Here is a 24359-nt window from a genome sequence, read left to right as displayed (position 1 = left end):
GCCGGGCCCACCCTCGAGAGGATCCATGACCGTCGAATCCCGCATCCATCCGCTCCCCGGCACCGGGGCGCACCTCGTCTCGGGCGCCGACGGCCGACACCGGGTCAGGCTGCGCACCGGGCGCCTCACGCTTCTCGATGCACCGCCCGACGGACTGGTCGCCGCCATCGAGAGCGCACCCGACGGAGACGCCGCGGACTACCTCCATCGACTGACCGGAGAGGTGCGGACGCGGGAGGACGAGGATGAGCGCCGTCGCTGGCCGACCGCGCGTCGTGCCGTCTGCCTCCTCGGCTCCGACCCGATCCTGGACGACCTCGGCGGCGCCCTCGCCGCGTGGGGAGCGGCGGTCACCCGTCTCGACGCCGATGAGGATCCCCCGCAGGACGCGGCCCTCGTGATCGCGTACGCCGACGACGCGCGGGGCCGCCGGCGGTGGCCGCGTCATGACCTGCTGCCGCGGCGCGGCGTGGCCTGGCTCCGCGCGCACCGCGACGGCGAATGCGTCCTCATCGAACCTCTCGCCCTCGACGGCGACGACCCCACCTCCGTGCAGGTCGCCACGAGACGCGCGGCGGCGAGCAGCGCGCCGACCGCGACCGAGGCCTGGCATCGGGCGGCGCCGCCGGCGAGTGCACCCGTCGATGAGGCCACGCGGGTGCTCGTGCTGGGGCGACTGCTGCAGATCGCGGCCGCGTGGGCGCAGGACGACCCCTCGCTCGACCTGCTGCGCACGACCCTGTGGAAGCTGGTGCCCGCGCTCGGCGCCGTCACAGAGCACACGGTGCTCGCGTATCCCGCGGCCCCTGAGCGCGTGATCCGATGACGCCGCCGCGCGATGCCCGCAGGCACGACGTGGTCGCCCCCGACGGCGTGCTCCTGCGCGGATGGGTCTGGGAGCCGGAGGAGCCGAGGGGAACGGTGCTCATCCGCACGCCGTACGGCGCCTGGCGGCACGGCGCCACCGCGAAGGCCTGGACGCGGCGGGGCTACCGCTGCGTCATCCACGACGTCCGCGGCCGCCACTCCTCCGAGGGGGACTGGCACCCCTATCTCGCCGAACGCGGCGACGGCCGAGCCGTCGTCGAGGCGATCAGAAGCGACGAGCCGGGGCTCCCCGTCGTGCTGTCCGGCGGTTCCTACGCCGCGCACGCCGCGCTCGAAGCAGCCAGGGTCGTCGATGTCGACGCGCTGGTGCTCCTCGTCCCCGCCCTCGGCCTCGCCGAGACCGCATGGGATGAACGCGGCGAGCCGCAGCTCCTCCACCGCATCGGCTGGTGGCACCAGCACGGGCGTGGGGCCCGGTCTCTGCCGCCGCTCGCCGACGAGGAGCTCGCCGCGCGCGTGAACAGGGCGAGAGAGGTGGGCGTGCATCGCGCCGCCGAGGAATGGGGGTGGACGCACGACGTCCTGTCGGGATGGCGGCGCCTCTGGTCCGCCCCTCCGATCGACCTCGATCGCGCCTACGGTGCGATCGAGTCGCCCCTGCTCCTCGTCCGCGGCGACCACGACTTCTTCTTCGCCGACGCCGGTCGACTCGCCGACGCCTGGAGCGCCCGCATCCGTGTGGTCGACGGCCCGTGGGGGCATCGGCTGGCCGACGACATCGCCGACGACGACGTGCGATCCCGGCTGCGCAGCGCCGGGGGGATCGGCGGTGTGCTCGACGACTGGCTGGCCGAGAACGGCCTGCCCTCGGCGTCTCCCGCTCCCGCCGCACCCGACGGGCATCGAGCCCGCCGCACCCGATCCGCCTTCGACGCCGACGCCGGTCGTTGGCGACACGAGAGGACAGCATGACCAGCGACACCCTGCACCGCACCCCCGGGCGACCCACCCTGACGGCCGAGGCCCTGGTCGACCAGGAGACCGGGATCATCCGCTCCCTGCGGGAGGTCCCGCATCCGTCCGGTGCACCGGACCGGTACCTCGCGCTCACGGCATCCGTCGCCGACGCGCGCATCCTCGGCGAGTGGCCGGCCGACCGCGTCTCACTCGGCACGTCCTTCGGAGACCGCGCTCAGGCGCGCATCGCCGCCATCGGCGAGGGCGTCGAGCGGTACTGCGGCAACTGGCTGCCGGATGTCCTTCCACCCGGCGAGCTGCGCGTCACCACGGCGCAGGAGCTGCGAGCGCAGGGGGAGGCGGTCCTCGACGAGTCCGCGCTGCCCCGGTTCGCCGACTGGCAGCTCGAACGGCCGGGGTTCCCGTATCAGCGGCTGCTCCCCGAGACTCCGACGCTGTGGGCGAGGTGCGACGAGCTCGGCGGCGGATCCGTCTGGGTGCCGGACGCCCTCGTGCACCTGAACTGGCGGCAGTCCCGGTTCCGCACGCTGCCCCGGACGCACCACCTGAACTACGCCGGGATCGCCACCGGCGATGGGGTCGACGACGCGCGCGACAGGGGAGTGCTCGAGGTCGTGGAGCGCGATGCGCTGGAGGTCTGGTGGCATCTCGACGGCCCCGCGTTCGGCATCGACCCCGCCACCGTCCCCGGTCTGCTCGACGACCTGCGGGGCAGCAGCCTGCGCGTGTGGCTCGTCGCGATGCCGTCGGAGTTCGCCCCCGCGATCGGTGCGCTCGTGCACGACGAGGAGCGCGGCCTGTACGCGGCCGGGTTCTCCGCTGCCCTCGAGCCGGAGCGCGCCGCACGCAAGGCGGTGCTGGAGGCCGTGCACACGTGGATCTACACGCAGGGCTGCACTGCGGCCGACGGGTGGGTGTTCCGCGCCGTCACCGAGGGGCTGATGGCGAAGGGCCTCACGCTCGACCATCGCCCCGACGCGGACTACACGACCGCGGCGGGCCCGCAGTACGAGAACGTGATCGATCTCGGCGCGCACGTGCAGGTGTGGCTCGACCCCTCCGTGCACGGCGAGGCGCGCCGGTTCCAGGCGCCCGTGCAGGGAGTGCGCCCGCTGAGCGCGATGTCTGCGGTGACGATGGACGAGGTCTATCGGCGACTGCGCGAGCGGGGGCATCGGGTGCTCACGCGCGACCTCACCACCTCCGACGTACGGCGAACGCACCTGCGGGTGGTGCGCTCGATCGTCACGGGGCTCGTGCCCAACGCGCCCGCCGCGTTCTCCTATCTCGGGATGCCGCGGTTCAGGGCTGCCGCGGAGGAGCGCGGCTGGCGCACGACCTGGACCGGGGGACCGGAGGACTTCACGCTCCTCCCGGCCCCGCACATGTGAGGCCGCGGTGAGTGTCATGAGCCAGGCGCGCCTCGGCATCCTCGGTCCGCTCGCCGAGGCGATGTCGTCGTGCGCGCCGGCGGGTCCGCTTCCGCCCGGACCGAGGGTGAACGACTGGGCCGCCGCGGGCGCCGTCGTCGACGAGCCGTCACGGGGCGTGCGGGATCTCCTCGACGACCTGTGGCGCCCCGGGCCCCTCCATCGGGCAGCGGACGGCACGCCGACCCGCATACCCCGCCGCCCCGTTCCCTCGGCGGGGGCCTGCTATCCGGTGCAGACGCACGTGATCGACGAGACGGGTGCGAGGCGCGCGTTCGACCACGAGCGCGGCGTCGTCCTCCGGCGGGATGCCGAGGCGGAGCGTGCCTCCGGGTGGCCCGCGTCGGAGCGGGGCACCGCGGGCGCGAGGCTGGTGTTCACCGTGCAGCCGGGCCGATCGTTCGGGCGCTATCGTCACCGGGCCTGGCCCCTGTGGATCGCGGATGCCGCCTATGCACTCGCTGCCGTGCAGTTCCTGCTGGGCTCGCAGACCGGACGGGTCGAGCTCGGCCCGTCCGCCCGCCTGCGTGAGATTCTGGGGGCTCCGCGGGCGGCCGACGCGGGGGCCTGGCTCGCGCTCGGGCTGGCACCGGAGATCCCTCTCGCCGCCGTCGAGATCGCCGATGACCCGGCGTCGCTCCCCGCCCGCCGGGCGGCGCTCGCCGGCCGCCGTTCACCATCGGTCGAGGAGTTCTCCGCACGCATCGGACCGGCGCCTCGGCCCGACGCTGAGCGCATCGCGCGCGCCTCTGGGCAGGCGTGGGTGCGCGGCGCATCGGCGATCTCCTCCTGGTCGGTGCCGGTGGATGGCGCTCCGGATGCTGTCGCCGCCGCGCTCTGGGAGTCTCACCTCTCCGCCGCACGCCTCTGCTACGAGGCCGCGCTCTCCGGAGACGCGGGCGCCCGCCCCGTCTCCGGCTTCCCCTCGACCGGCGACCGCTGGATCCTCCACGCCGTCGCCCTCCTCGACACCCCTGGAGGTCCACGATGATGATCGTCCCCCCGCTGTGGCGCGAAGCGCGACGGCATCCGTGGCTGCTCGGCGGAAGCGTCGTGCTCCTGCTCCTGGTGTTCGCCTCACACCTCCTGCAGGCGCTCTCCCTCGCGTGGGCGTTCGCGGCGTTCGTGCGCGCGGACGTGGCAGGGGCGCTGGCCGGCATCGGCGCGATCGTCGCGATCGGCGCGACCCGGGTGCTGCTCACGCTCGCTCAGGGCGACGTCGCCGCGCGACTCGGCGCGCGGGTCAGGGAGGATCTGCGGGATGCCGCCGTCAGGGCGGTGCTCGTGCCGTCGCGCCTGCACGACGCGGCGCTCCGGGACGGGTCCACCCAGCTCACCATCGGCGACGGGATCGACGGGACCGACGCCTACGTGTCGAAGTACATCCCCGCCGTGGTGCAGCTCGCCGTCGGCAGCGTGATCGCCGTCGCACTGGTCGGGATGCTGTCGCCCCTGGCCGCGCTGTGCGTGTCGCTCGGCATCCTGCTCGCCGTGCTCGGTCCGCTGCTCTGGAAGAGGATGCTCGCGCGGCGCGGATTCGCGCACTGGGACAGCTACGAAGCGCTCAGCGGAGACCTGCTCGAATCGCTCCGCGGAATGTCGACGCTGCGTGCGCTGGGCGACGTGCCCGCGACGCGCTCCCGACTGGATGCGAGATCCGAAGCCCTGCGCCTCGCCACCGAGCGGGTCATGCGGTCGTCTCTCGCGGAGACGGCCATCACCGATCTCGCCGTGCAGGCCGGGGTGGTCGTCGCGGCCGGCCTCGCCGTCGTCTCCGTGATGACGGGGCAGCCCCCTGCCGTCGAGGTCTACGCGCTGCTCCTGCTCTCCTCGGAGGCGTTCCGCCCGGTGCGCGAGCTCTCGCGGCACTGGCATGCGGGGTTCCTCGGGCTCACGGCGGTGCCGGGGCTGGTCGCGCTGGGGGCGTTCCGACGCGCCGACGTCGAGCCGTCGCCCGTCGCGGCCCACCCCGCGGCGCCCGCGGGGGAGGTGCTGCGCATCACGGGGCTCTCGTATCGCTACCCCGGCGCCGCCGCCGACGTCCTCCGGGGCGTCGACCTCCGTGCCGAGCGGGGTGAGGTGCACGCGATCGCCGGGCCCTCCGGTGCGGGCAAGTCCACGCTGTTCGACGTGGTGCTCGGGTTCCTCCCGGCGTCATCGGGCACGGTGGAGCTCGACGGACGTCCGCTCCGCGCCTCCGACGTCGCCGTGGTCTCGCAGCGACCCGTCCTGTTCGCGGGAACCATCAGGGAGAACGTCGATCTGTTCGGTGCGGGGCAGGATGCGCTCGAACGGGCCTGCGCCGCCGCCGGCGTGCTCGACGAGATCAGAGCGATCCCCGAGGGGTTCGACGCGATGGTGGCGGAGGCGGGGACGAGCCTCTCCGGCGGGCAGAGACAGCGGCTCGCCCTCGCGAGGGCGTTGCTCGCGCGCCGCCCCGTGCTCCTCGTCGACGAGCCGACCAGCGCCCTCGACGACCGCAGCGCCCTGACCGTCGCGGAGACGCTGGAACGTGTCGCCGCAGAGAGGATCGTGCTCATGATCAGCCACCGCCCCGAGGCCCTCGCGCGGGTCGCCGACGTGCGCGTCCTGCGCGACGGGATGCTCGTGAGGGAGACGTCATGACCTCCGCCGTCGTCGTGCTCGCCCGCCTGCTCCCGCCCCTGCGGCCGGAATGGCGGAGGATCGTCAGCAGCTACGCGATCGCCACGGCGAGTCTCTGCGCCCTCGCGTCGATCGGCGTGCTCACCGCCCTGGGCGTCGGCGGGGCGGTGGTGCACGGATCCTGGCCGCCTGCGGCGTGGTGGATCGCTCTCGGCGCTCTCGTGCTCGTGCGCACGGTCCTCACCTGGCGGGAGATGGATGTCTCGCACGCTCTCGCATATCGGGTCCTCGCTCGACTCCGGATGGCGCTGTTCGACGCCTACTCGCGCAGTGTGCCCGGCCGCCGCAGGGAGCACTCAGGTCGCGCGGCATCCGTGGCGCTGACCGACATCGAGAAGCTGGAGTTCTTCTATGCGCACACGGTCGCGCAGATCGGCGCGGCGCTCACCCTGTTCGTCGGGGCGCTGGTGTGCGCCGTCGCGGTGATGCCGGCTGTGGGGCTCGTGATGCTCGGCGGAGCCCTCGCCGTCGCGCTCGCGGCCTGGGCGGGAGCGGGTCCCGCGCGTCGCGTCGGGGCTCAGGAGCAGCGGGAACGGGAGACGCAGTCCGAGCGGTTGGTGGACGCGCTCGGCGCGCTGCGCGAGATCCTCGCCTACGGTCTGCAGGACCGTGTCGTGCGGGAGGCGGTCGCGGGAACGCGGCGGTCGGCGCGCATCAGCCGTCGCCGGGAGGCCATCTCGCACCTCGTCGACGGGACGCGCGAGCTGATCCTGGCCGTCGTCGTGATCGGTGTGATCGCGGTGGCTCTGGTGCAGCGCAGCACGGACGACGCCCACGCGGGGCTGCTCCCCGCGCTCGTCGCACTGGCCGTCGCGGGGGTCGCCGGGGTCGCGGATGCCGCGCGCACCGTGTCGGAGCTGCATCCGCTGATCGCGAGCGCCGACCGCGTGGGCGCCGGACTCCGTCGTCCGCCGGTCGTCGCGCCGGTCGACGATCCGATCCCCCTGCCGGACGGACCGCTGGGAGTGCGGTTCGGCAGGGTCTCGTTCTCCTACGACGATCGGTCCGAGGTGGTGCACGACTGGTCTCTCGACGTCGCACCGGGCGAGCACGTCGGGCTGGCGGGCCCGTCGGGCGCGGGCAAGAGCACGGTCATCGCCCTCGCGGCTCGCCTGTGGGATCCGGATGCCGGTGCGGTCGCGCTCACCGACGACTCGGGGGCGGCGTATCCGCTGGGCCGCGTCCGCGACGCCGACCTCCGACGCGTCGTCGCCGTCGTGGAGCAGGACGCCAGGCTCTTCCACGGCACCGTGCGCGAGAACCTGCTGCGCGGCGACGGCGTCCGCAGCGATGACGAGCTGCAGGACGCCCTCACGAGGGTCGGCGCCGACGACTGGATCGCCCTCGACGACGAACTCGGAGAGCACGGAGTGCGCCTCTCCGGAGGGCAGCGGGCGCGACTGGCGCTGGCGCGGGCGCTGTGCCGGGAGCCCCGCATCCTCATCGTCGATGAGATCACGGCGAGCCTGGACGCCGAGTCGGAGCGCATCATCTCCGACGTGCTCGGAGCGTTCCCCGGCACGGTCATCGCCGCATCGCACCGAAGGGAGACCCTGGGGGCCTTCGCTCGCGTCGTCAGAGTCGGCTGATCACCGTCCGCGCTGCAGCGCCGGACGTCAGGAGTAGGTCAGTCCGAAGAACGTGGACCCGAGCATGAGGGCGATCACGGCGACGACGGCGCTGACCGCCCGAACCCACGCCGGGCCGTATCGCACCGCGACCACGCCGGAGACGATCGCGGCGATCATCGCCGCGAAGCTCACGTAGCGGATGGTGATGTCGGGGAGCCCCGCTGCGGTCGCGACACCGGCGAAGAGCACCAGCCCGGCGGCGAAAGCGGCGGGCGACAGGCGGGCCGTCACCTGCCTCGGCTCGATCATGCGCTCGACTCGCTGTTCCGGAACGCTCACATTCACTCCACTCGACGACCCTGTCCACACCAGTGCCACCAGGCTCGCATGCCCAGGAGGATCCCGCAACGGCCGGTCGGAGTCGGCGGACGCGCTGCCTTCCGCTCACACGCTCTCGAGCGGATTCTCCGCCAGCTTGCGGATGAGGCCGCCGTCGACGAGGCGCCGCGCGGCGCTGCGGGGCTTCCGCGCCGATTGGTCGAGCACGCACGTGCCGAACTCCTCGGCGAGCGTGAGCCGCGGGTAGGCTTTGAGCACCTCGCGGCGGAAGTCGAGGGGTATCTCCTCGTCGCGTCGACCCGAGATGTCGAGGCCGGTCGCGATCTCCAGCAGGTAGCCCTCGACATCCTCGTCAGGGTCGACTTCGGGCCAGTTGTGGCGGACGATGACCTCGTTCACTCGCCGGCGCCGGTCGGGCGACCACCCGGCCCCCGCGGTGAGGGCTTCGCCGACGAAGCCGCCGGCCTCTTCGTAGCCGAGAGCGTGGTTGTCGTAGGCGGGCACCAGGCCGATGTCGTGGAGGATCGCAGCGGTGTAGAGCAGCTCGTGATCGACGTCGGTGCGGCCCTCGACGATCGCGAAGGCCTCGGCCCAGAGCCACGATCGCACCACATGGTTCGCGATCGCCGGCGTGTGGAAGTCGTCGAGCAGAGCCAGCGCGCCTCGTGCGGCCGCGGTGTCCGGTGGCGTGAAGTCGGTGAGGCGCATGATTCTCCGGTGGGGTCGCGATCGAGTGCGCCCAGTGTAGCCGCGCGGTCGGCGCTCCCCGCCTACATGCCGGGTCCGGCATGAGATCGGTCGGATTCGCGTAATGAAACGGCCCCTGTCTGCATCTCATCGGTATGAGCATCATCGAGCCGCGCCTGTTCCGTGATCCTGAGTCGGATGCCGCCTTCACCGCGGTCGGGACTCGTCTGCAGCGACGGGCGATGCTCGACCTGAGCATCGACGAGGAGATCGTGCGCGGAGACCTGCGCGGGGCCACTCTCGAGGAGCCGCTGCGCTCGGCGCTGGTGCTGGTCGTCGAGCACGAGCTCAAGCAGGAGGAGCCGCTCACCGAGGCTGAGCTGCTCGCCACCGTGCGCACGCGCCGCCTGTTCGGAGCGGGGCGCTACCGTCGCCGGCTCGATGCTCTCGCTGGCATGAACCTCGTCCGTCGTGAGGGCCGCGGCCTGCATGCCACGGTCGCCGGCATCTCCGCGGTGCTGCGGCCGTCGTCGCTGGAGGGGCCGCGTCTGCCGCGCGAGCTGCTGCGCGTCCTCCGTCAGGCCGAGCTCGCCCGTCAGCGTCGCTGACTCGGCGCTGGCGATCGCCTGAGCGGATCGCCGTGTGTAGGACTGGATAGTTGAGACTGAAAGTACACTTTCTGTACTGTGGGTCTTAGCTAGGAGGTTCTGATGAAGCCGATCACGCTTGCGCGCGTGGTGGAGCGCGCCCCGATGCGAACGGTTCGATGGAAGGACGTCGCGCAGACCTCCACGAACGCCCCCCGGGATCTGGCCCGGCTGGAAGACGAGGGCGTCGTCCTCAAGATCGCCCAGGGGGTCTACACGGCCCCACCGGACGGAGCCGACGGACGTCGTTGGAAGCCGCCCCTGGAAGCGGCGGGGCTGGCTCTGGCGACGGCGCGATTCGGTCAGCGACGTGTGGCTCTCATGGGGCTGGGGGCCGCGCGATTCTGGGGGGCGATACCTCGGGCCATCGGTACGACGACCATCGCGGTACCTGTGGCCGGACGGCCGCCCGTCACCCTCACCACGGGAGGGACCGTGCATCTCATTCCCCGGGATCTCGACGCCCTCGATCTGGTGCTGGAGCGCACGCCCCTCGGCGAGGCGCTCATCACCACTCCCGCGCAGACCCTGTACGACGTGCTGGCGCGACCGATGCAGGGCGGTGCCCCTGAGATCGCTCGCGAGGCGGCGGTCAATCTGCGGGTGCGTGTCGACGCTGACGAGCTGCGCGGGATCGCCGGCCGCGCGCGGCGAGTGCCGCTCGCCGTGCAGAAGACCATCGCAGACATGGAAGCATCATGAGCCGTCGTGAGCGCGCCCGCGAGGTGCACGACGGATCGGACTCGGGGGCGGTCGGCGGACGTGCGACACCGGCGCCGATTCCCGGTGTCCTCGATGAGGACGAACTGCTCGACATTCAATCGAGGTTCGGAGTAGACGAGGATCAGGTCAGACGCGACCATGTCATATCGCACGCGCTCGCGGCCTTGAGTGGAATCGATGACACGCACCTCGTGTTCTTCGGAGGCACGGCGCTCTCCCGGACGCACCTGCCGGGGCTCCGGCTCTCGGAGGACATCGACCTGATCGCTCTCGTGCCGAGGCGGGATGCGGCCGAAGAGATCCAGCGCGCGCTCGGCACCGGTCTCAGACGTGCTTTCCGTACGCCCGAGTTCATCCCGGACATCGTGCACACGCGCCACTCTCAGCCCAGCGTCATGCGGGTAGGAGAGCTGAACGTACAGGTCCAGCTCCTCGCCTCCGAGGGCTATCCGGCATGGCCGACGGAGATCCTCGATCTCGAGCAGCGGTACTCCGACGCTCCTCCCGCCCGAATGCGGGTGCTCACCGCGCCCGCATTCGCGGCGTCGAAGCTCGCTTCCTGGGTCGACCGCGCTGCGCCGCGTGATCTCTACGATCTGTGGGCACTCGCTCGCCGGGGTTTCATCGATGATGAGGCGAAACGCCTCTTCGCCAGGTTCGGCCCGTTCACGAGCAGCGCCCGTGTCTCTTTCGCTGCGCTGCCGGACGCGATGCAGTGGTCGACGGCACTCGATCACCAGTGCATCCCCGAGGTGGACGCCGAGGAGGCAGCCGAGGTCGTGCGCGCAGCCTGGCGATAGCAGCCCCGCGGTCAGGGATCGACCCGCTAGCATCGGGCGCATGTCTGCCTCACGGTTCTGGTCGGCGGCGCTCGCCGCGGGTGTCCTGCTGCTGCTCACGACCGGCTGCTCGACGAACGCGTCGCCGGTGGCAGAGGAGCCGGATGCCGGCGCACCGGCTGTGGAGTCCGAGGCGGCGGGTGAAGGCTGGGTCGTCGTGAAGTTCGAGAGCCGCGACGAGCGGTTCGACCTCGACCTCATGGACAAGATGCTCGCCACGGAGCTCGCCGCCGATGAGGCGCTCGCCGCCGCCGAGGCCGGCGCGATCGACGGCAACGACGTCGGAGACGGCGAGTACGCGCTCTACTTCACCGGGGGAGACGCCGAGAGGATGTGGGAGATCCTCGAGCCGATCTTCGCGGACGCGCCGGTGCCGTGGACCACGGTCGTGCTCAAGAGCGGCTTCGACGACTCCGAGCCCCGCGTCCTCACGCAGTAGCGGCGCGCAGCTCCTCCGCCCAGGGTGGATCTGCTCCCTGACGTGACACCGTGATCGCCGCGCTGGAGAGCGCCCGGTCGAGAACTCGCTCGACCTCGTCGAGGCCCGGTGTTCTCCCCGTGCGGAGCGCCGCCACCAGGGAAGGGGAGCCGAGCACCCCGTCGAGCAGCCCGGACATGAAGGAGTCGCCCGCCCCGATGGTGTCCACCGGGACGACAGGGAGCGCGTCGCGCGAGACGAGCGCTCCACCCGACAGCGCCAGGCATCCCTGTGCCCCGCGCGTCACGACCGAGAGCGCCGCGCCCTGGGCGGAGAGGCGCTCCAACACCTGGACCAGGGGGAGATCGGGATACAGCCACTCGGCATCCTCATCGCTCAGTTTCACGATGTGCGACCGGCGGACGAACTCCTCGATCAGCGGCAGTGCCCTCCCGGGTTCCCCCATGACGTCGGGGCGGACGTTCGGATCAAAGCTGCGCAGGCAATCGACGGATGCCGCGAACGCGGCGCGCACCGACTCCGCGCCCGGATGCAGGAGAGCGCTGAAGGAACCGGCGTGCACGAGGTCGACGTCGCCGATGTCGGCGACGGGCAGTTCCACGACGAGGTCGAACCGGTACTCCGCGCGTCCGTCGGCCGCCACCGTGACCGTGGCCGTGGACGAGTGCGGTCCGACCTGGGAGCCGGCGCCGAGACGCACTCCCGAAGCCTCCAGGTGCCGGCGAATCCGCTCCCCGTCCGCATCGTGGCCGATGCGGGTGAAAAGGGTGGTCGGGACGCCGAGGCGCGAGAGCCCGACAGCGACGTTGAGCGGCGAGCCGCCGGGGTGGGCCTCGCCGCCCGACAGGACATCGACGAGCGCCTCGCCGATGACGACGGCACCGCTCATGCGTCTGCTCCGATGCGCTCGACGCTCAGTCGCTCGACGACGGCCCCGTCGCCCCAGGTCTCGAGGATGAGCCTGCGCGCGTCCTCCTCGAAGAGGAACAGATCCGTCACGGTCGTGCGGCCGCCGTCTGCGAAGACCTCGATCGACGACGTATCGAGCCAGATGTCGAGCCCGATGACTCCGCCATCGATGCGCAGCGGGGTGCTCTCGACACTGGGGAACAGGGGATGGAAGCTCCCCGCCGCCGTGCGGTCGACGACGAGCCGGCGTTCCACGGCATCCGCCGTGACGACCACACCGCCCTCTCCCGCGGCATCCGTCCGCAGCCGCAGGCGGAAGCCGCCCTCGTCTCCGACCCTCACCTGCACGGTGATGCGGCACGCCGTCGGCAGCTCATCGCCCGTCGCGGGCACGCCAGCCGCGACGATCGGCGTCTGTCGCAGCACCGGGTGGCCGTCAGCGGTGACGAGGTCGAGCCGCCGAGGCAGCGTCATCGACCCGCGCCAGGGGGAGGAGGGCACCTGTGCGGCGTAGTCCCAGTTGCTCATCCAGGCGATCAGCACCCTGTCATGCGGCGGCAGACCGGAGAACGTGACCCCGGCGTAGCAGTCGCGACCGCGGTCGAGCCAGACGCTCTGCGCGAGGCCGCTCGCCGGAAGCGGCGCCAACGGAGCGTCTGCACGGAACTCGACCCCGTCGAACGATCCGATGAAGCACTGCGTCCCCGACCCGCCCGCGATGCCGCCGGGGTTGAGGCTCACCAGCAGCACCCAGCGCACGTCCTCCGGATCGCCGTCCACGGCGAGCGGGAACAGATCGGGGCACTCCCAGACGCCGTCGACCGCGCCGGACGGGCCGAACACCGAGAGGGGCGTCCACTCGCGAAGATCGTCCGAGCGAGCGAGCAGCACCTGCCTGTCACGGGCCTCGACGGCGACCATCACCCAGTACGAGCCCGCCGCGCCTTCGTAACGGAACACCTTCGGGTCGCGGAAGTCGCTGGTCCCGCGATCGTAGACGGGGTTGCCCTCGTACGCGGTCCAGGTGAATCCGCCGTCGAGGCTGTACGCGATCGCCTGCGACTGCCGCCCCGCCGTGAGGTCGGCGAGGGTGTAGACGGCGACGAGCGGCGGATTCTCGAGAGTGCCGAAGCCGCTCGTGTTCCCGGCATCCACCACGATCGATCCGGAGAAGATGTCGCCGTCGTCCCCGTGCGGGATGGCGACGGGCTGCTCCGTCCATTCGAGGAGATCGGGGCTCGTCGCATGCCCCCAGCTCATGTGCGCGTGGTCGTTGCCGTGCGGGTTGTGCTGGAAGTAGAGGTGGTAGAGCCCGTTGTGGAACACGAGTCCGTTCGGATCGTTCATCCAGTTGCGCTCCGGCGTGAAGTGCAGGCGGGGTCGCCGGACGGCGGCGGCTGTTGTCGTGATGTCGTTCTCCTCGGTGGTCGGGCTCATCCCTTGACCCCTGTAGAGGCGATGGAGTTCACGAACGAGCGCTGGAAGGCGATGAACAGGGCGACGACGGGGAGAGTGATCAGCGAGCAGTACGCCATCACCTCGCCCCACGAGACGTTGAGCTGGAAGAAGTACTGGACGCCGATCATCACCGGACGCAGTTCCTCGCTCTGCACCGACATGAGCGGCCACAGGTAGCTGTTCCAGGCCGGCAGGAACGTGAGGATGGCGACGGTCGCGATGGCCGGGCCGGACAGGGGCAGGATGACGGTGCGGTAGATCCGGAACCACCCGGCGCCGTCCACGCGGGCGGCCTCGTCGAGTTCTTTCGGGATCGAGTCGAAGTACTGATAGAAGAGGTAGACCGAGAAGGCGTTCGCCACGAAGGGGATGATCTGCACCTGGTAGGTGTCGAGCCAGCCCTTCAGATAGCTGAAGCCCTCGGGGCCGACGCTGAAGTTCGGGAGCTGGTTCACCCACCACAGCAGCGGCAGGGCGAGTGTCTCGAACGGGATGATGAGTGTGGCGATGATGAGCGTGAGGATGAGGCCCTTCGCGGGCACACGCATGCGGGAGAGCGCGAAAGCGGCGAGGCTGTTCACGAAGATGCCCAGGATGACGGTCACAGCTGAGACGCCGATCGAGTTGATGAGGAATCGGGCTGCCGGCACACGGTCGAACACGGCCGCATAGTTGTCGAGCGAGATGTTGCCGATGGGGAGGAACGCGGCGAGGGAGGACAGATCGCCGAAGATCTGGTTGTCGGGCTTGAGGGACGACACGAACATGAACAGCAGCGGGAAGGCGAACACGATCGCGAGTGCGATGCGCGCGATCCATCCGCCGACACCGATGCGGTCGTGGGTGCGGAGGGCTGCTCTGCGGCGGGCGCGGGGGCCCGAAGTCGCGGTGACGGCCGCCCGGGTGCTGAGATCGACCATGATCAGTCCTTCTCTCGGGTGAGGTAGCGCTGGATGCCGGAGACGATGAGGACCAGCACGAAGAAGACGAGCGAGATCGCCGAGGCGTACCCGGTCTCCTGCTGGCTGTAGCCGGATTCGACGGCCTGATAGACGACGGTGGTGGTGGAGTCGAGCGGGCCGCCCTGGGTCATCACGCTGATCTGCGTGAACAATGCGAGCGCCTGGATCGTGATCGTGACGAGGATGAGGTTGCGGGTGTTCCGCAGACCGGGCCACGTGATGTACCAGAATCGCTGCCATCGGCTCGTTCCGTCGAGATCGGCCGCCTCGTAGAGGTCGGCGGAGATCGTCTGCAGACCGGACAACCAGATGATCATGTGGAATCCCACGCCCTGCCACACGGACATCAGGATGATCGCGGGCATCGACGTGGCGGGGTCGGCGAGCCAGTCCGGGCCCTGCACGAGGCCGAAGGTGACCCGCTCGATCACGATGTTGATCAGACCGTCCTGCCTGTACATGAACAGCCAGAGCAGGGACACGACGACCATCGAGGTCACGACGGGCAGGAAGTAGACCGTGCGGAAGAACGTGGTGCCGCGGACCTTCGAGTTGATCAGCAGGGCCAGCACGAGTGCGAGACCGCCCTGGAGCGGGACCACGACGATCGCGAAGTAGGCGATGTTGAGGAGGGCGCGCCAGAAGCTCGCATCCGTGAACAGGCGGGCGAAGTTGTCGATCCCGGCGAAGGTCGCAGGGTAGGGGGAGATGAGCCGTGCGTTCGTGAACGCCAGTCCGAAGGCGAGGGCCGCGGGCACGACGATGAACAGCAACAGCAGCAGAACCGCCGGAGCCACCATCGCGAGGCCGACGCGACGTTCGACGCGGAGGCCGCGGGCGGTGCGCCGTCGTGCGGACGGACGATGGGCGAACTCGTCGAGCGCGACGCCTTCGAGAGGTGCGACGAGCGGTGACTGTCCTGATGACATGATGCTCTCCGTTGAGTGGGGCAGGTGCGGATGCGGCGGGGCGGGGCCGCGACGACGGCCCCGCCTTGAGCTGCTACTTCTGCGTGTAGCCGCCGTTGGACGTGATGTTGTTGTCGATGTTCTTCGTCGCCTTGTCGAGGATCGACTTCGCGTCTCCGCCGGCGATGATGTCGGCCATGGCCTTCGCGAACTCCGTCGAGATGAACGGGTAGGCGGGGGTCTCCGGACGCAGCACCGCATACTCCTTCGAGTACTGACGGAAGACGTCGAGTGCTCCGCCCTCCTCGTAGCCGGGGACCAGCGCCGCTCCGGCATCCGTCGCCGGGATCGTGCCGATGGCCTTCGCGACCAGGGCGACGTTCTCGGGTTCGAGGGCGAAGTTCAGGTAGTCCTGTGCGGCCTGAGGGTCTGCGCAACCGGTGGTGACGCCCCACTGCCAGGAGCCGCCGCCGATCTTGGGGCCGTCGCCGAGGTCGACCGACGGCATCACGACGAGATCGTCACCGAGGAGCTCCTGCGTGCGGGTGTACGACCAGCTGCCCGTGTAGACGATCGCGGACTCGCCGTTCTGGAAGTCGAGGGTCGAATCGGCCCCGCTCTTCTTCGCGACGTAGCCGTCGTCGATCAGACCCTGGAACCACTGGGCGAAGGCGAGGGCGTCATCGCCGTTGAGCGCACCGTCGGCGCTCTGGTAATCGCTGCGATCGATGAGGTCGCCGCCGAAGGACTGCAGGAAGGGCGAGTACGCATAGGGCAGCCATTCGCCGGTGGATGCCGTCTGCAGGTCGAGCGGGTGGTCCCACTCGCCAGCATCCTTGAGGGTCTTCAGGATGTCGGCGAACTCCTCCTCGGTCCACGGCTTCTCCTGCGTGGCGATGCGGATGCCGTACTTCTCCAGGACCGACTTGCGGGCGAGCATCGCAAGGGCGACGTCGTAGGTCCCGACCGAGTAGACCTTGTCGTTCCACGTCCCGACGGTGCTGGGGAGGTTCGCGCTGACGTCGACGTCGTCGAGCGGCGTGAGGTACTTCGCCCAGGCCCAGTTGGGGACGTTCGGCCCGTCGATGTCGACGATGCAGGGGAGCTTGCCTGATGCCGCGGCGGCCACGATCGAGTCGTTGTAGGCGTCCTGGGGGAAGGCCTTGACGGTGATGGTCACCTTGTCCTGGCTGGCGTTGTAGGCATCGACGACCTTCTGGACGGCGTCCAGTTCCGGCTTGTTGCCGGCATTGTGCGTCCAGAGCGTCATCTCACCGGACTGACCGTCGGTGCCGGCGGCGCCGCCGGATGCGCATCCGGCCAGGGCGGCGAGGGCGGCGACCGTGGTCGCGGCGATGACGGCTCTCTGTGCTCGGGTCTTCATTGACGTTCTCCTTCGAAGCTGTGATGCAGAGGGTTCGGAGTGCTGAATTGATTCAGCAAGAGGGACGTTAGCACCAGCCCGGCGTGTCGACAAGAGATCTGCTGAATTAATTCAGCAAAGATCTCGTAACATGGAGGCACGTCCGGGGAGAGGGGTGCGCATGGCACGTGCGGAGAAGCGGCGTCCGACGCTCGCCGACGTCGCAGAGCGGTCCGGCATGTCGAAGGCCGCCGTCAGCATGATCCTCAACGACCGGCCGGGCTCTCGGCTCTCCGCCGAGGCTGCGGAGAAGGTCCGCAAAGCGGCATCCGAGCTCGGCTACCGACCCAATCCCGCAGCGCAGAGTCTTCGGCTCGGCAAGACCCGCACGATCGGCTTCCTCTCCGACCAGGTCACCATCACCCGCTACGCGTCCGGCATGATCCGCGGCGTCCTCGATGCGGCCAAGCAGCACGGGCACACTGTCCTAATGGCCGAGACCGGCGGCGGCTTCGAGGGCGCGTCGGAAGCGCTCGATGCGATGCTCGACCGTCGCGTGGACGGTGTGATCGTCGGCCTCATGGGCGCGCGGATGGTCGACATCCCGAGGCTGTCGCACGACGTCCCCGTCGTGATCGTCAACGGCAGGACGCCCCTCGATCACCCCAGCATCCTCCCCGACGAGCGCGCCGCCGGTCGCGCTGTCGCCGGCGCCCTCGTCGATGCGGGGCACACGCGCATCGGCGTGATCGGCGATCTCCCTCACGTCGTGGCGGATCCTCGACTCACCGTCACCATCGGCGACCGGTTCGCCGGTCTGGATGAGGTGTTCCGCGGCGCGGGCATCCACCCCGTCCACGTCGACGTCGACGGGTGGCACCCCACGATCGGCTACGAGCAGACGCATCTGCTGCTCGATCGCCATCCTGAGATCACGGCGATCCTCGCGGGCAACGACAACGTCGCGTTCGGCGTGTACCAGGCCGCCGCCGAGCGGGGACTGCGCATCCCGCACGACCTCTCGGTCATCTCCTTCGACGACGAGGAGCTCGCGAGCTACCAGCGTCCCGGACTCACCACGGCGCGCCTCCCCTATGAGGAGATGGCGCGCCTCGGCGTCGAGATGCTCATCGGCGACCACGAACTCGCCCATGAGCTGGTTCCCATGCCGCTCATCACGCGCGAATCGGTGCGTGATCTGCGCGCGGATCCGGTGCCGTCCGACGACTCTCCGACCGATTCCGCGTAATGGAACGCGTTCTCGCGCGTCTTGCAAGTATGAACGCCGACGACCGGCGCCTACCCGGCGTGCCCGAAACCACCCCGCTCCAGCAGAGCGGGGCGGCGCCGCTGCGTCGCCGTGCCGCCCTCGATGTGAGCATCGACGACGAGCTCCTGCGCGGTGAGCTGCGCGGGGCCGAGCTCTCCGATGCGCTGCGTCTCACGCTCTCCGCTCTGGTCGAGCACGAACTGGCGACCGCAGAGCCGCTCACCGAGAAGGAGTTCCTCGAGAACGAGCCGATCGGCGGTCCCTTCCCCTCCACGCGGAAGGCCCGCAGGCTCGAGACGCTGATCTCCCAGAGTCTGGCGCGCCGAGAGGACGGCCGCGTCCGGCCGACCGTCGCCGGTGTCGCGGCGATCATGCAGATCTCCGCGCTGCCCGATTCCGAGCACCCTCCGCGAGAGCTGCTGCGCGCTCTCCGGCAGTCGGAGATCGACGGCATCCGGCTCTGATCGCTCTGCCTAGACTGGTGCGATGCGAGCGCTCACCGAGGCAGAAGTCCGCTCCTCGTTCGTCAATGCGGATGCCGACGAGCTGCGGGTCATGGAGATGCCGCACGATTTCGTGCTCGTCGACTGGGACTACCTCGACTTCTTCGCCTGGCGCGACCCGAGCGCTGGCAAGCGCGGGTACGTGCTGATCCAGCACGAAGGTCAGATCAGGGGCGTCGTGCTGCGCGTCTCCGAGCCGGGGCGCGCACGCTCCGGGATGTGCAACATCTGCCACACGATGCAGCCGGGCAACCAGGTCGCGATGTTCTCCGCCCGGCGTGTGGGCGACGAGGGCGAGCGGGGCGATTCGGTCGGCACCTACATCTGCGCCGATCTCTCCTGTCACGAGAGCGTCCGGCTGGCTCATCCGCTCGCGCCGAACGAGGTGCGGGCACCGGGGCAGGTCGACTATCGCCTCGACGGCACCCGCCGCCGCATGGAGGCCTTCGTCGCGCGGGTGTGGGAGCGGTCCTGATCGCGATTACCCTGGAGGCATCCGTCCTGTGCTCGAAGGAGACGCCATGAGCGATGCCATCCTGTTGTCCGTCGATGAGGGTCTGGCTCGGCTCACGCTGAACCGTCCGTCGCGGCTGAACGCCTTCAACGCCGAACTCGCCTACGCCTGGCGGGACGCGACGGCAGAGGTCACGAGCCGTGATGACGTCAGAGCGATCCTCCTGGATGCGGCCGGTCCCGCCTTCTGCGCGGGCGGCGACGTGATCGAGATGTCGATGACGATGGGGTCCGGCGACGACATCACCGCGCTCGCCGAGGTCATCAACGCGGGCATCCGGTCGCTCACCGGATCGGCCGTTCCCGTCGTCGCCGCAGCGCACGGCACCACGGCTGGTGGAGGGCTCGGCATCCTGCTCTGCTCCGACTACGCGGTCGTCGGCGCGCGCTCCAAGCTGGGCAGCCTCTACGCCAACATCGGGCTGACCCCCGACCTCTCGGTCTCCGCGCAGCTCGCTCGCGCGATCGGCCAGCGGCGTGCACTGCAGCTGGTGCTGCAGGATCGCCTCCTCACGTCGCAGGAGGCCGTCGAGTGGGGTCTCGTCGCCGAGGCCGTCGAGGGAGCGGATGCCGCCGCCGAGGCCGACCTGGTTCGCGCCAGGGCGGAGGAGGTCGCGCGGTTCTGGCTCGCCGGCGCCGCCGCGGCCTACGGCCAGGCGAAGCGCCTCGTCCGCTCTCAGCCCGAGCGCACGTTCGTCGAGCAGCTGAGCGAGGAGGCGCGCTCGATCGGCGCGGCGATGGAGACGCCCGACGCTCAGGCGCGCATCGCGGCCTTCGCGGCGGCGTCGACGAAGAAGGCCGTCTGACGCGCATCGGTGACCTGAAGTTTCCACAGGGCCACGGATGCTCGCGGCATCCGCGACCCCGCATGCGAGGATGAACACACCCGCCGCTCGTCGAGAGGACCGTCATGTCGCAGCCGGAGTCCGTGCAGGCCGAACCGAAGAAGAACATGTCCCTTCTGATCAGGGGATCGATCTGGATCGCCATCGGCGCGCTCATCGCCGCCGCACTGGTGTGCGTGGTCTGGGTGCTGATCGGCGATCAGGACGGCCTGATCGGGCGCGCGTTCCTCACGATCCTGCTGCTCGCGGGCTTCGCGGGCATCGCGATCCTGGAGGCGGGACTGGCGCCGAACCGCCCTGACTGGCTCGCTCTCGCGAGCATGGTCACGTGGATCGTGGCCCTCATCGTGGGCGCGTTCAAGATCTGGCTCCCTGAGGACGGCCAGGTGTTCAGCGGCGGGGAGCGCTTCTTCCAACTGCTGCTCGTCGTCGGCATCCTGCAGCTCGCGCTGCTGCACGTGCGACTGTTCACTCCGGCCGCCAACCGCTACGTCACGTCGTTCACCCGCGTGATCTACATCGCGACGATCGTGTTCCTGGTCGGCCTCGTGGGGATGCTCGTCTTCTTCCTCACGTTCACGCACAACTTCGAGTTCGGCGACCTGTACGGTCGCATCCTCGTGGCGCTGACGATCCTCACCGCGGTCGGCACCACGCTGATCCCGTTGCTGAACGCGCTGTTCGCGCCGAAGAAGCCCGTCGTCGCACACGCGTACGCACCGGTGGCTCCGGCCTGGCCCACCTATGCCGACGGGGCCACGCCGCTGCCCGTGCTGCCCGACGGCACCCCCGACTGGAACGCCTACTACACCGGTCACCCCTCCGCACAGCAGCCGCAGCTCGCCGCTCCGGCCGCGCAGTACGCGGCTCCGCAGCTTCCCGCCATCCCGGACTTCTCGGCTCCGCAGGCGGCGCCGCAGGTCCCTGCGGGTCCTCCGGCGCCCGCGGGTCCTCCCGCGCCCACGGCTCCTCCGGTGCAGGCCGCTCCTCCGGCTCCGGCCGCTCCGGAGTCGCCGCCGGCTCCCAACGCCTCGGCGTTCCCGCCCGCGCCGCCGCTGCCGCCGCAGTGAGCGCCGACCTCGAACTCGTCGATCTCGCCGCGGAGATCGCTCGCGAAGCCGGTGAGCTCGCACGTCGTCGCCGAGACGAAGGTGTGCATCTCGCAGCCACCAAGAGCAGCCTGGCCGACATCGTCACCGACGCGGATCGCGAGGTCGAGGAGCTCATCCGCACGCGACTCCGCGAGGCCCGCCCCGGCGACGGCTTCCTCGGGGAGGAGTCGGATGCCGATCCCGGCGTGACCGGCATCACCTGGGTCGTCGACCCGATCGACGGCACCGTGAACTACGCCTACGGCATCCCCGCGTACTGCGTGAGCATCGCCGCCGTGCGCGGAAGCGCCGACCCGCAGGACTGGGATGCTCTCGCCGCGGCCGTCTTCGCGCCCGTGGTCGGAGAGCTGTTCACCGCGAGTCGGGGCGGCGGCGCACGGCTGGGGGAGCGGCGCCTGTCCGTCACGACGGAGACCCCCGCGGGGGCGCTGCTGGCGACCGGGTTCGGCTATGACCCCTCGACGCACGACGGCGACCTGGCCACGGTGCGCCGCGTGATGACCATGGCGCGCGACCTCCGCCGTGCGGGGTCGGCGGCCCTCGATCTCTCGTACGTCGCCGCGGGGCGTCTCGACGGCTACTTCGAACGGGGTCTCAAGCCCTGGGACTTCGCTGCCGGGGCCCTGATCGTCGAGGAGGCCGGCGGTGCGGTCACACGTCTCGACGTGGATTCGGCGCGTCCGATGATCGTCGCGGGCGGCATCGATGTGCACGCCCGGCTCCTGGAGCTTCTGGAGGATTCATGACGAACTCATGGCTTTCTCAGGCGGCTCAGGGTACTGTTTATCCGATCGTTACCTTCGTCGTTCCCGAGGCGATGAGGGTGCAAGCATCCCCCCTGCTTGACGTCTGACCCGAGAGAATCGTTTTGCCCTTCGAGAATCCCCAGGCTGCCCCTGCGCCCACGCGCCGCTCCAGCCGCATCCGCACTGCGGCCTCCGAGGCCCCCGCGGCAGGAGCGACGGCAGCTGTCTCCGAAGGCAGCGCACCGGTGTCATCGGCGCCGATGACGCGCCGCACCGTTCGCCGGAGCGTGACCGTCGCCGAAGCGGTCGCCATGGTCGCCGCTCTCACCGCCGACAAGACTCCCGACATCGCAGCCGCACCCGCCGAGCCTGTCGCAGCAGAATCCGCTGCCGAGCCCGTCCTCGAGACGCCGACGGCGGGGGAGCAGACCTCCGCCGACCCGTTCGTGCAGGCTGCCCGCACGTTCCGCTCCGTCTCCGGCGATGCCGCAGACGCCGCGGCATCCGCTCCGGTCGACGAGGAGCCTGCTGTCGCGGACGCTCCGACCGTCGAGCACGTGGCCCGTCGCCGTCCGAGCGCCCGCAAGTTCCTGGCCGTCGGTGCGACCGTCGGCGTGATGAGCCTTGCAGGACTGCTCGCCGTCTCGATGACGCTGCCGGCTGAGGCGGTGGCCGCCGTCGGCTCGAACGGCGTCGCCTCGACCTCACTCGTCGCGGCCTCCGCGGGCGCGGAGAAGTCCGACACCCCGATCCAGGCCTTCGTGACCTCGTCGGACGTGCAGAACGAGACGCTCGCCAGCGCCGAGGACTTCTCGACCGTCTCTCTCGTCGACCTCGCGTCCGAGCAGGGCATCAAGTTCTCCGACACCGTCTTCACCAACGACCCCGAGGCGGCCATCCAGTGGCCGTTCCTCGTCGGCGTCGGCATGAGCTCGGGCTACGGACCCCGCTGGGGCCGCATGCACGAGGGCATCGACTTCGTGCCGGGCGAGGGCGCTCCGATCCAGGCGATCGCCGACGGCACCGTGCGCATCGCGACGGAGCAGGGCGGCGGCTACGGCGTGACCGTCTACATCGACCACGTCATCGACGGTCAGGTCATCACGAGCCACTACTCGCACATGCAGTACGGCTCGCTGAAGGTCAAGGCCGGACAGACCGTCAAGGTCGGCGACATCGTGGGGCTGACAGGCAACACCGGCCACTCCTTCGGCGCCCATCTGCACTTCGAGATCATCGTCAACGGCAAGACGATCGACCCGCTTCCCTGGCTCAAGGCGAACGCGGGCCGGTACACGCTGGACTGACCGCCTCGATTTCATGAGAACGCCACTGTGATGGTATTCTCGTGTGGTTGCCCCGCGAGGGGCAGCACGCCCCGATAGCTCAGTGGCAGAGCACTTCCATGGTAAGGAAGGGGTCGTCAGTTCAATCCTGACTCGGGGCTCACGGTGTTCGTATCTGCGATGCGGATGCAGTGCGGCAGGGTAGCTCAGCTGGTCAGAGCGCACGACTCATAATCGTGAGGTCGCGGGTTCAAGCCCCGCTCCTGCTACAGAAACACCAGATCAGCCCCGGATACGTCCGGGGCTTTTTGCATTCTGGGTTCACCCGCTCCGAAGAAACTCCGCAGATTCGGATGCCGAGCACCGCGTGATGCTCCTCCGCGACCTCTACCGACTCTCACGGGAACGATAAGACCCCACCTAGCCTTCGGGCCCGGGTGGGGTCTTACTTCGTTCCAGCGATGCTAGGGCGTCGTGGCAACCGGATGGATCTGCTGGTAGCGGGACGCCGTCACAGGCGGCTGCAGTCCGGCCACCTCGCGGTAGCCAACGGCCTTCAGGTAGTCGTACTCTGCACCGTCTATGTTGCGCTTGACACCTGCGGCGGGGTCAATGATCCAGCGGTAGATGCCGGCGTCGGCGTTCACGCCGTTGATGGGGGTGATGCAGAGGAAGGTCATGTCAGCGATTCCAATCGGGTCGTAGCCGGGCTCAGGGTTCGGGTTGGTGACGGGTGGGGAGGAGTTTCCTGCCAGGAAGGCGAGGGGACTGACGAAGGCACCGTTCACGAGGACTTCGAAGTGCAGGTGCACGCCCATCGCAGAGTTGCGTGGCCCTCGTTGGCTATTGCCCATGTAGCCGAGCGTCTGTCCCTGAGTGACAGTCGTGTTCCGCGAAACGGCAGGAGCGCCCTCGAAGTGGGCGTAGCGACTGACGACGCCGTTGCCGTGGTCCACGACAACATAGTGCCCCCATCCATGCGGATCGCCAGGTGTGGATTCCCAGTCGCCTCCGGTTACATATCCACCGGCGATTGCCAGGATGGGCATGCCGCGATAGCCCCAAGTGTCTAGACCCATATGACGCCGGGTTCCCTCTCGCGGCGCGTTGAACTGTCCCGCGGCTTCGGTTGATGCCTTGAAGGGGTCGGTGGGATAGATGTACCCGTTCGCGGCCGGGACTGTTGCGGAAGCGGATTCGCCGGTCAGGACGCCGTGCCCGACGAGCGCGACGCCTGCGGCGATGCCAGTGGCTGCGAGTAGCGTTCGTCGCGAGACGGGGCGTTGCACGAAGCTCGCGCCTAGGGGATGCGGTTCTTGAGGTGGACTCATGCACACAC

25 protein-coding genes and 2 tRNA genes are annotated in these 24359 nt (G+C 69.9%); 19 read left to right on the top strand and 8 right to left on the bottom strand.

Annotated features, from left to right (window positions below; all coding sequences use genetic code 11):
- The first annotated feature begins 25 nt into the window (after nucleotides 1-25).
- Genes ACFVRO_RS16890 through ACFVRO_RS16865 form a run of 6 tightly spaced genes read left to right on the top strand, consistent with a single transcriptional unit; the run spans nucleotide 26 to nucleotide 7489 of the window.
- Nucleotides 26-826 (top strand): hypothetical protein, encoded by an 801-nt coding sequence (locus ACFVRO_RS16890; protein ID WP_386954390.1) that lies wholly within the window; start codon nucleotides 26-28, stop codon nucleotides 824-826.
- Nucleotides 823-1800, top strand: coding sequence for a CocE/NonD family hydrolase (locus ACFVRO_RS16885; RefSeq protein ID WP_386954387.1), 978 nt, complete (start codon nucleotides 823-825; stop codon nucleotides 1798-1800). The genes ACFVRO_RS16890 and ACFVRO_RS16885 overlap by 4 nt, the downstream gene beginning before the upstream one ends.
- Nucleotides 1797-3197 (top strand): YcaO-like family protein, encoded by a 1401-nt coding sequence (locus tag ACFVRO_RS16880; protein ID WP_386954384.1) that lies wholly within the window; start codon nucleotides 1797-1799, stop codon nucleotides 3195-3197. The genes ACFVRO_RS16885 and ACFVRO_RS16880 overlap by 4 nt, the downstream gene beginning before the upstream one ends.
- A gap of 16 nt (nucleotides 3198-3213) precedes the next feature.
- Nucleotides 3214-4227, top strand: coding sequence for a hypothetical protein (locus ACFVRO_RS16875; protein ID WP_386954382.1), 1014 nt, complete (start codon nucleotides 3214-3216; stop codon nucleotides 4225-4227).
- Nucleotides 4224-5861, top strand: coding sequence for an ATP-binding cassette domain-containing protein (locus tag ACFVRO_RS16870; RefSeq protein WP_386954379.1), 1638 nt, complete (start codon nucleotides 4224-4226; stop codon nucleotides 5859-5861). Before ACFVRO_RS16875 ends, ACFVRO_RS16870 begins: the two co-directional genes overlap by 4 nt.
- Nucleotides 5858-7489 (top strand): ATP-binding cassette domain-containing protein, encoded by a 1632-nt coding sequence (locus ACFVRO_RS16865; protein ID WP_386954377.1) that lies wholly within the window; start codon nucleotides 5858-5860, stop codon nucleotides 7487-7489. Before ACFVRO_RS16870 ends, ACFVRO_RS16865 begins: the two co-directional genes overlap by 4 nt.
- A 27-nt stretch (nucleotides 7490-7516) precedes the next feature.
- On the opposite strand, the gene ACFVRO_RS16860 is transcribed toward ACFVRO_RS16865, so the two are convergent.
- Together ACFVRO_RS16860 and ACFVRO_RS16855 are read right to left on the bottom strand one after the other, a co-directional pair.
- The gene (locus tag ACFVRO_RS16860) at nucleotides 7517-7780 is read right to left on the bottom strand and encodes a hypothetical protein (RefSeq protein WP_386954374.1); all 264 of its coding nucleotides are present in this window, start codon (nucleotides 7778-7780) and stop codon (nucleotides 7517-7519) included.
- Nucleotides 7781-7915: 135 nt separating this feature from the next.
- Nucleotides 7916-8518, bottom strand: a complete 603-nt coding sequence (locus ACFVRO_RS16855) for an HD domain-containing protein (RefSeq protein ID WP_386954372.1) — start codon at nucleotides 8516-8518, stop codon at nucleotides 7916-7918.
- 134 nt (nucleotides 8519-8652) lie between these two features.
- On the opposite strand from ACFVRO_RS16855, the gene ACFVRO_RS16850 reads away from it, so the two are divergent.
- The 4 genes from ACFVRO_RS16850 (at nucleotide 8653) to ACFVRO_RS16835 (ending at nucleotide 11145) form a co-directional block, all read left to right on the top strand.
- Nucleotides 8653-9105, top strand: a complete 453-nt coding sequence (locus ACFVRO_RS16850) for a hypothetical protein (protein ID WP_341940071.1) — start codon at nucleotides 8653-8655, stop codon at nucleotides 9103-9105.
- 102 nt (nucleotides 9106-9207) lie between these two features.
- Nucleotides 9208-9846 carry a hypothetical protein gene (locus tag ACFVRO_RS16845; RefSeq protein WP_386954370.1) on the top strand — a complete coding sequence of 213 codons (639 nt, stop codon included), beginning with the start codon at nucleotides 9208-9210 and terminating at the stop codon, nucleotides 9844-9846.
- The gene (locus ACFVRO_RS16840) at nucleotides 9843-10667 is read left to right on the top strand and encodes a nucleotidyl transferase AbiEii/AbiGii toxin family protein (RefSeq protein WP_386954368.1); all 825 of its coding nucleotides are present in this window, start codon (nucleotides 9843-9845) and stop codon (nucleotides 10665-10667) included. Before ACFVRO_RS16845 ends, ACFVRO_RS16840 begins: the two co-directional genes overlap by 4 nt.
- Nucleotides 10668-10707: 40 nt before the next feature.
- Entirely contained in the window at nucleotides 10708-11145 is a 438-nt protein-coding gene (locus ACFVRO_RS16835) for a hypothetical protein (RefSeq protein WP_105672650.1), read from the top strand.
- Here the strand turns inward: ACFVRO_RS16835 and ACFVRO_RS16830 are convergent.
- The 5 genes from ACFVRO_RS16830 to ACFVRO_RS16810 form a co-directional block, all read right to left on the bottom strand.
- The gene (locus tag ACFVRO_RS16830; protein ID WP_386954365.1) at nucleotides 11135-12034 is read right to left on the bottom strand and encodes a carbohydrate kinase; all 900 of its coding nucleotides are present in this window, start codon (nucleotides 12032-12034) and stop codon (nucleotides 11135-11137) included. The genes ACFVRO_RS16835 and ACFVRO_RS16830 overlap by 11 nt on opposite strands.
- Nucleotides 12031-13491: a glycoside hydrolase family 32 protein gene (locus tag ACFVRO_RS16825; protein WP_386954364.1), complete on the bottom strand. Its 1461-nt coding sequence runs from the start codon at nucleotides 13489-13491 to the stop codon at nucleotides 12031-12033. The genes ACFVRO_RS16830 and ACFVRO_RS16825 overlap by 4 nt, the downstream gene beginning before the upstream one ends.
- Nucleotides 13488-14279 (bottom strand): carbohydrate ABC transporter permease, encoded by a 792-nt coding sequence (locus ACFVRO_RS16820; protein ID WP_386954503.1) that lies wholly within the window; start codon nucleotides 14277-14279, stop codon nucleotides 13488-13490. The genes ACFVRO_RS16825 and ACFVRO_RS16820 overlap by 4 nt, the downstream gene beginning before the upstream one ends.
- Before the next feature lie 155 nt (nucleotides 14280-14434).
- Nucleotides 14435-15403 carry a carbohydrate ABC transporter permease gene (locus ACFVRO_RS16815; protein WP_386954362.1) on the bottom strand — a complete coding sequence of 323 codons (969 nt, stop codon included), beginning with the start codon at nucleotides 15401-15403 and terminating at the stop codon, nucleotides 14435-14437.
- A 73-nt stretch (nucleotides 15404-15476) separates the two neighbouring features.
- Nucleotides 15477-16766, bottom strand: coding sequence for an extracellular solute-binding protein (locus ACFVRO_RS16810; protein ID WP_386954360.1), 1290 nt, complete (start codon nucleotides 16764-16766; stop codon nucleotides 15477-15479).
- Nucleotides 16767-16926: 160 nt separating this feature from the next.
- Between ACFVRO_RS16810 and ACFVRO_RS16805 the strand changes: the two genes are divergently transcribed.
- From ACFVRO_RS16805 to ACFVRO_RS16765, 9 genes are all read left to right on the top strand, one after another.
- Nucleotides 16927-17994, top strand: a complete 1068-nt coding sequence (locus ACFVRO_RS16805) for a LacI family DNA-binding transcriptional regulator (protein WP_386954358.1) — start codon at nucleotides 16927-16929, stop codon at nucleotides 17992-17994.
- Between the two features lie 59 nt (nucleotides 17995-18053).
- Complete coding sequence (locus ACFVRO_RS16800) at nucleotides 18054-18479, top strand: hypothetical protein (RefSeq protein ID WP_386954355.1); 426 nt, start codon at nucleotides 18054-18056, stop codon at nucleotides 18477-18479.
- A 22-nt stretch (nucleotides 18480-18501) separates the two neighbouring features.
- Complete coding sequence (locus ACFVRO_RS16795) at nucleotides 18502-18993, top strand: FBP domain-containing protein (protein WP_386954353.1); 492 nt, start codon at nucleotides 18502-18504, stop codon at nucleotides 18991-18993.
- Nucleotides 18994-19039: 46 nt separating this feature from the next.
- The gene (locus ACFVRO_RS16790; protein ID WP_223586990.1) at nucleotides 19040-19837 is read left to right on the top strand and encodes an enoyl-CoA hydratase/isomerase family protein; all 798 of its coding nucleotides are present in this window, start codon (nucleotides 19040-19042) and stop codon (nucleotides 19835-19837) included.
- Nucleotides 19838-19941: 104 nt separating this feature from the next.
- On the top strand, nucleotides 19942-20946 hold the full coding sequence (locus ACFVRO_RS16785) for a hypothetical protein (RefSeq protein WP_386954351.1): 1005 nt from the start codon (nucleotides 19942-19944) through the stop codon (nucleotides 20944-20946).
- The gene (locus tag ACFVRO_RS16780; protein WP_386954348.1) at nucleotides 20943-21734 is read left to right on the top strand and encodes an inositol monophosphatase family protein; all 792 of its coding nucleotides are present in this window, start codon (nucleotides 20943-20945) and stop codon (nucleotides 21732-21734) included. The genes ACFVRO_RS16785 and ACFVRO_RS16780 overlap by 4 nt, the downstream gene beginning before the upstream one ends.
- 287 nt (nucleotides 21735-22021) lie before the next feature.
- Complete coding sequence (locus ACFVRO_RS16775; RefSeq protein ID WP_386954346.1) at nucleotides 22022-23041, top strand: M23 family metallopeptidase; 1020 nt, start codon at nucleotides 22022-22024, stop codon at nucleotides 23039-23041.
- Nucleotides 23042-23109: 68 nt separating this feature from the next.
- Nucleotides 23110-23181, top strand: a tRNA-Thr gene (locus ACFVRO_RS16770).
- 34 nt (nucleotides 23182-23215) lie between these two features.
- Nucleotides 23216-23289: transfer RNA gene (locus tag ACFVRO_RS16765), tRNA-Met, on the top strand.
- Nucleotides 23290-23484: 195 nt separating this feature from the next.
- Here the strand turns inward: ACFVRO_RS16765 and ACFVRO_RS16760 are convergent.
- The gene (locus ACFVRO_RS16760; RefSeq protein WP_386954343.1) at nucleotides 23485-24351 is read right to left on the bottom strand and encodes a M23 family metallopeptidase; all 867 of its coding nucleotides are present in this window, start codon (nucleotides 24349-24351) and stop codon (nucleotides 23485-23487) included.
- Nucleotides 24352-24359: the final 8 nt, after the last annotated feature.

The organism is Microbacterium sp. NPDC057944 (assembly GCF_042887445.1).
Taxonomy (GTDB): Bacteria; Actinomycetota; Actinomycetes; order Actinomycetales; family Microbacteriaceae; genus Microbacterium; species Microbacterium natoriense.
Note: the sequence above shows the minus strand (reverse complement) of the source record. Positions and strands in the feature narration are given on the sequence as shown.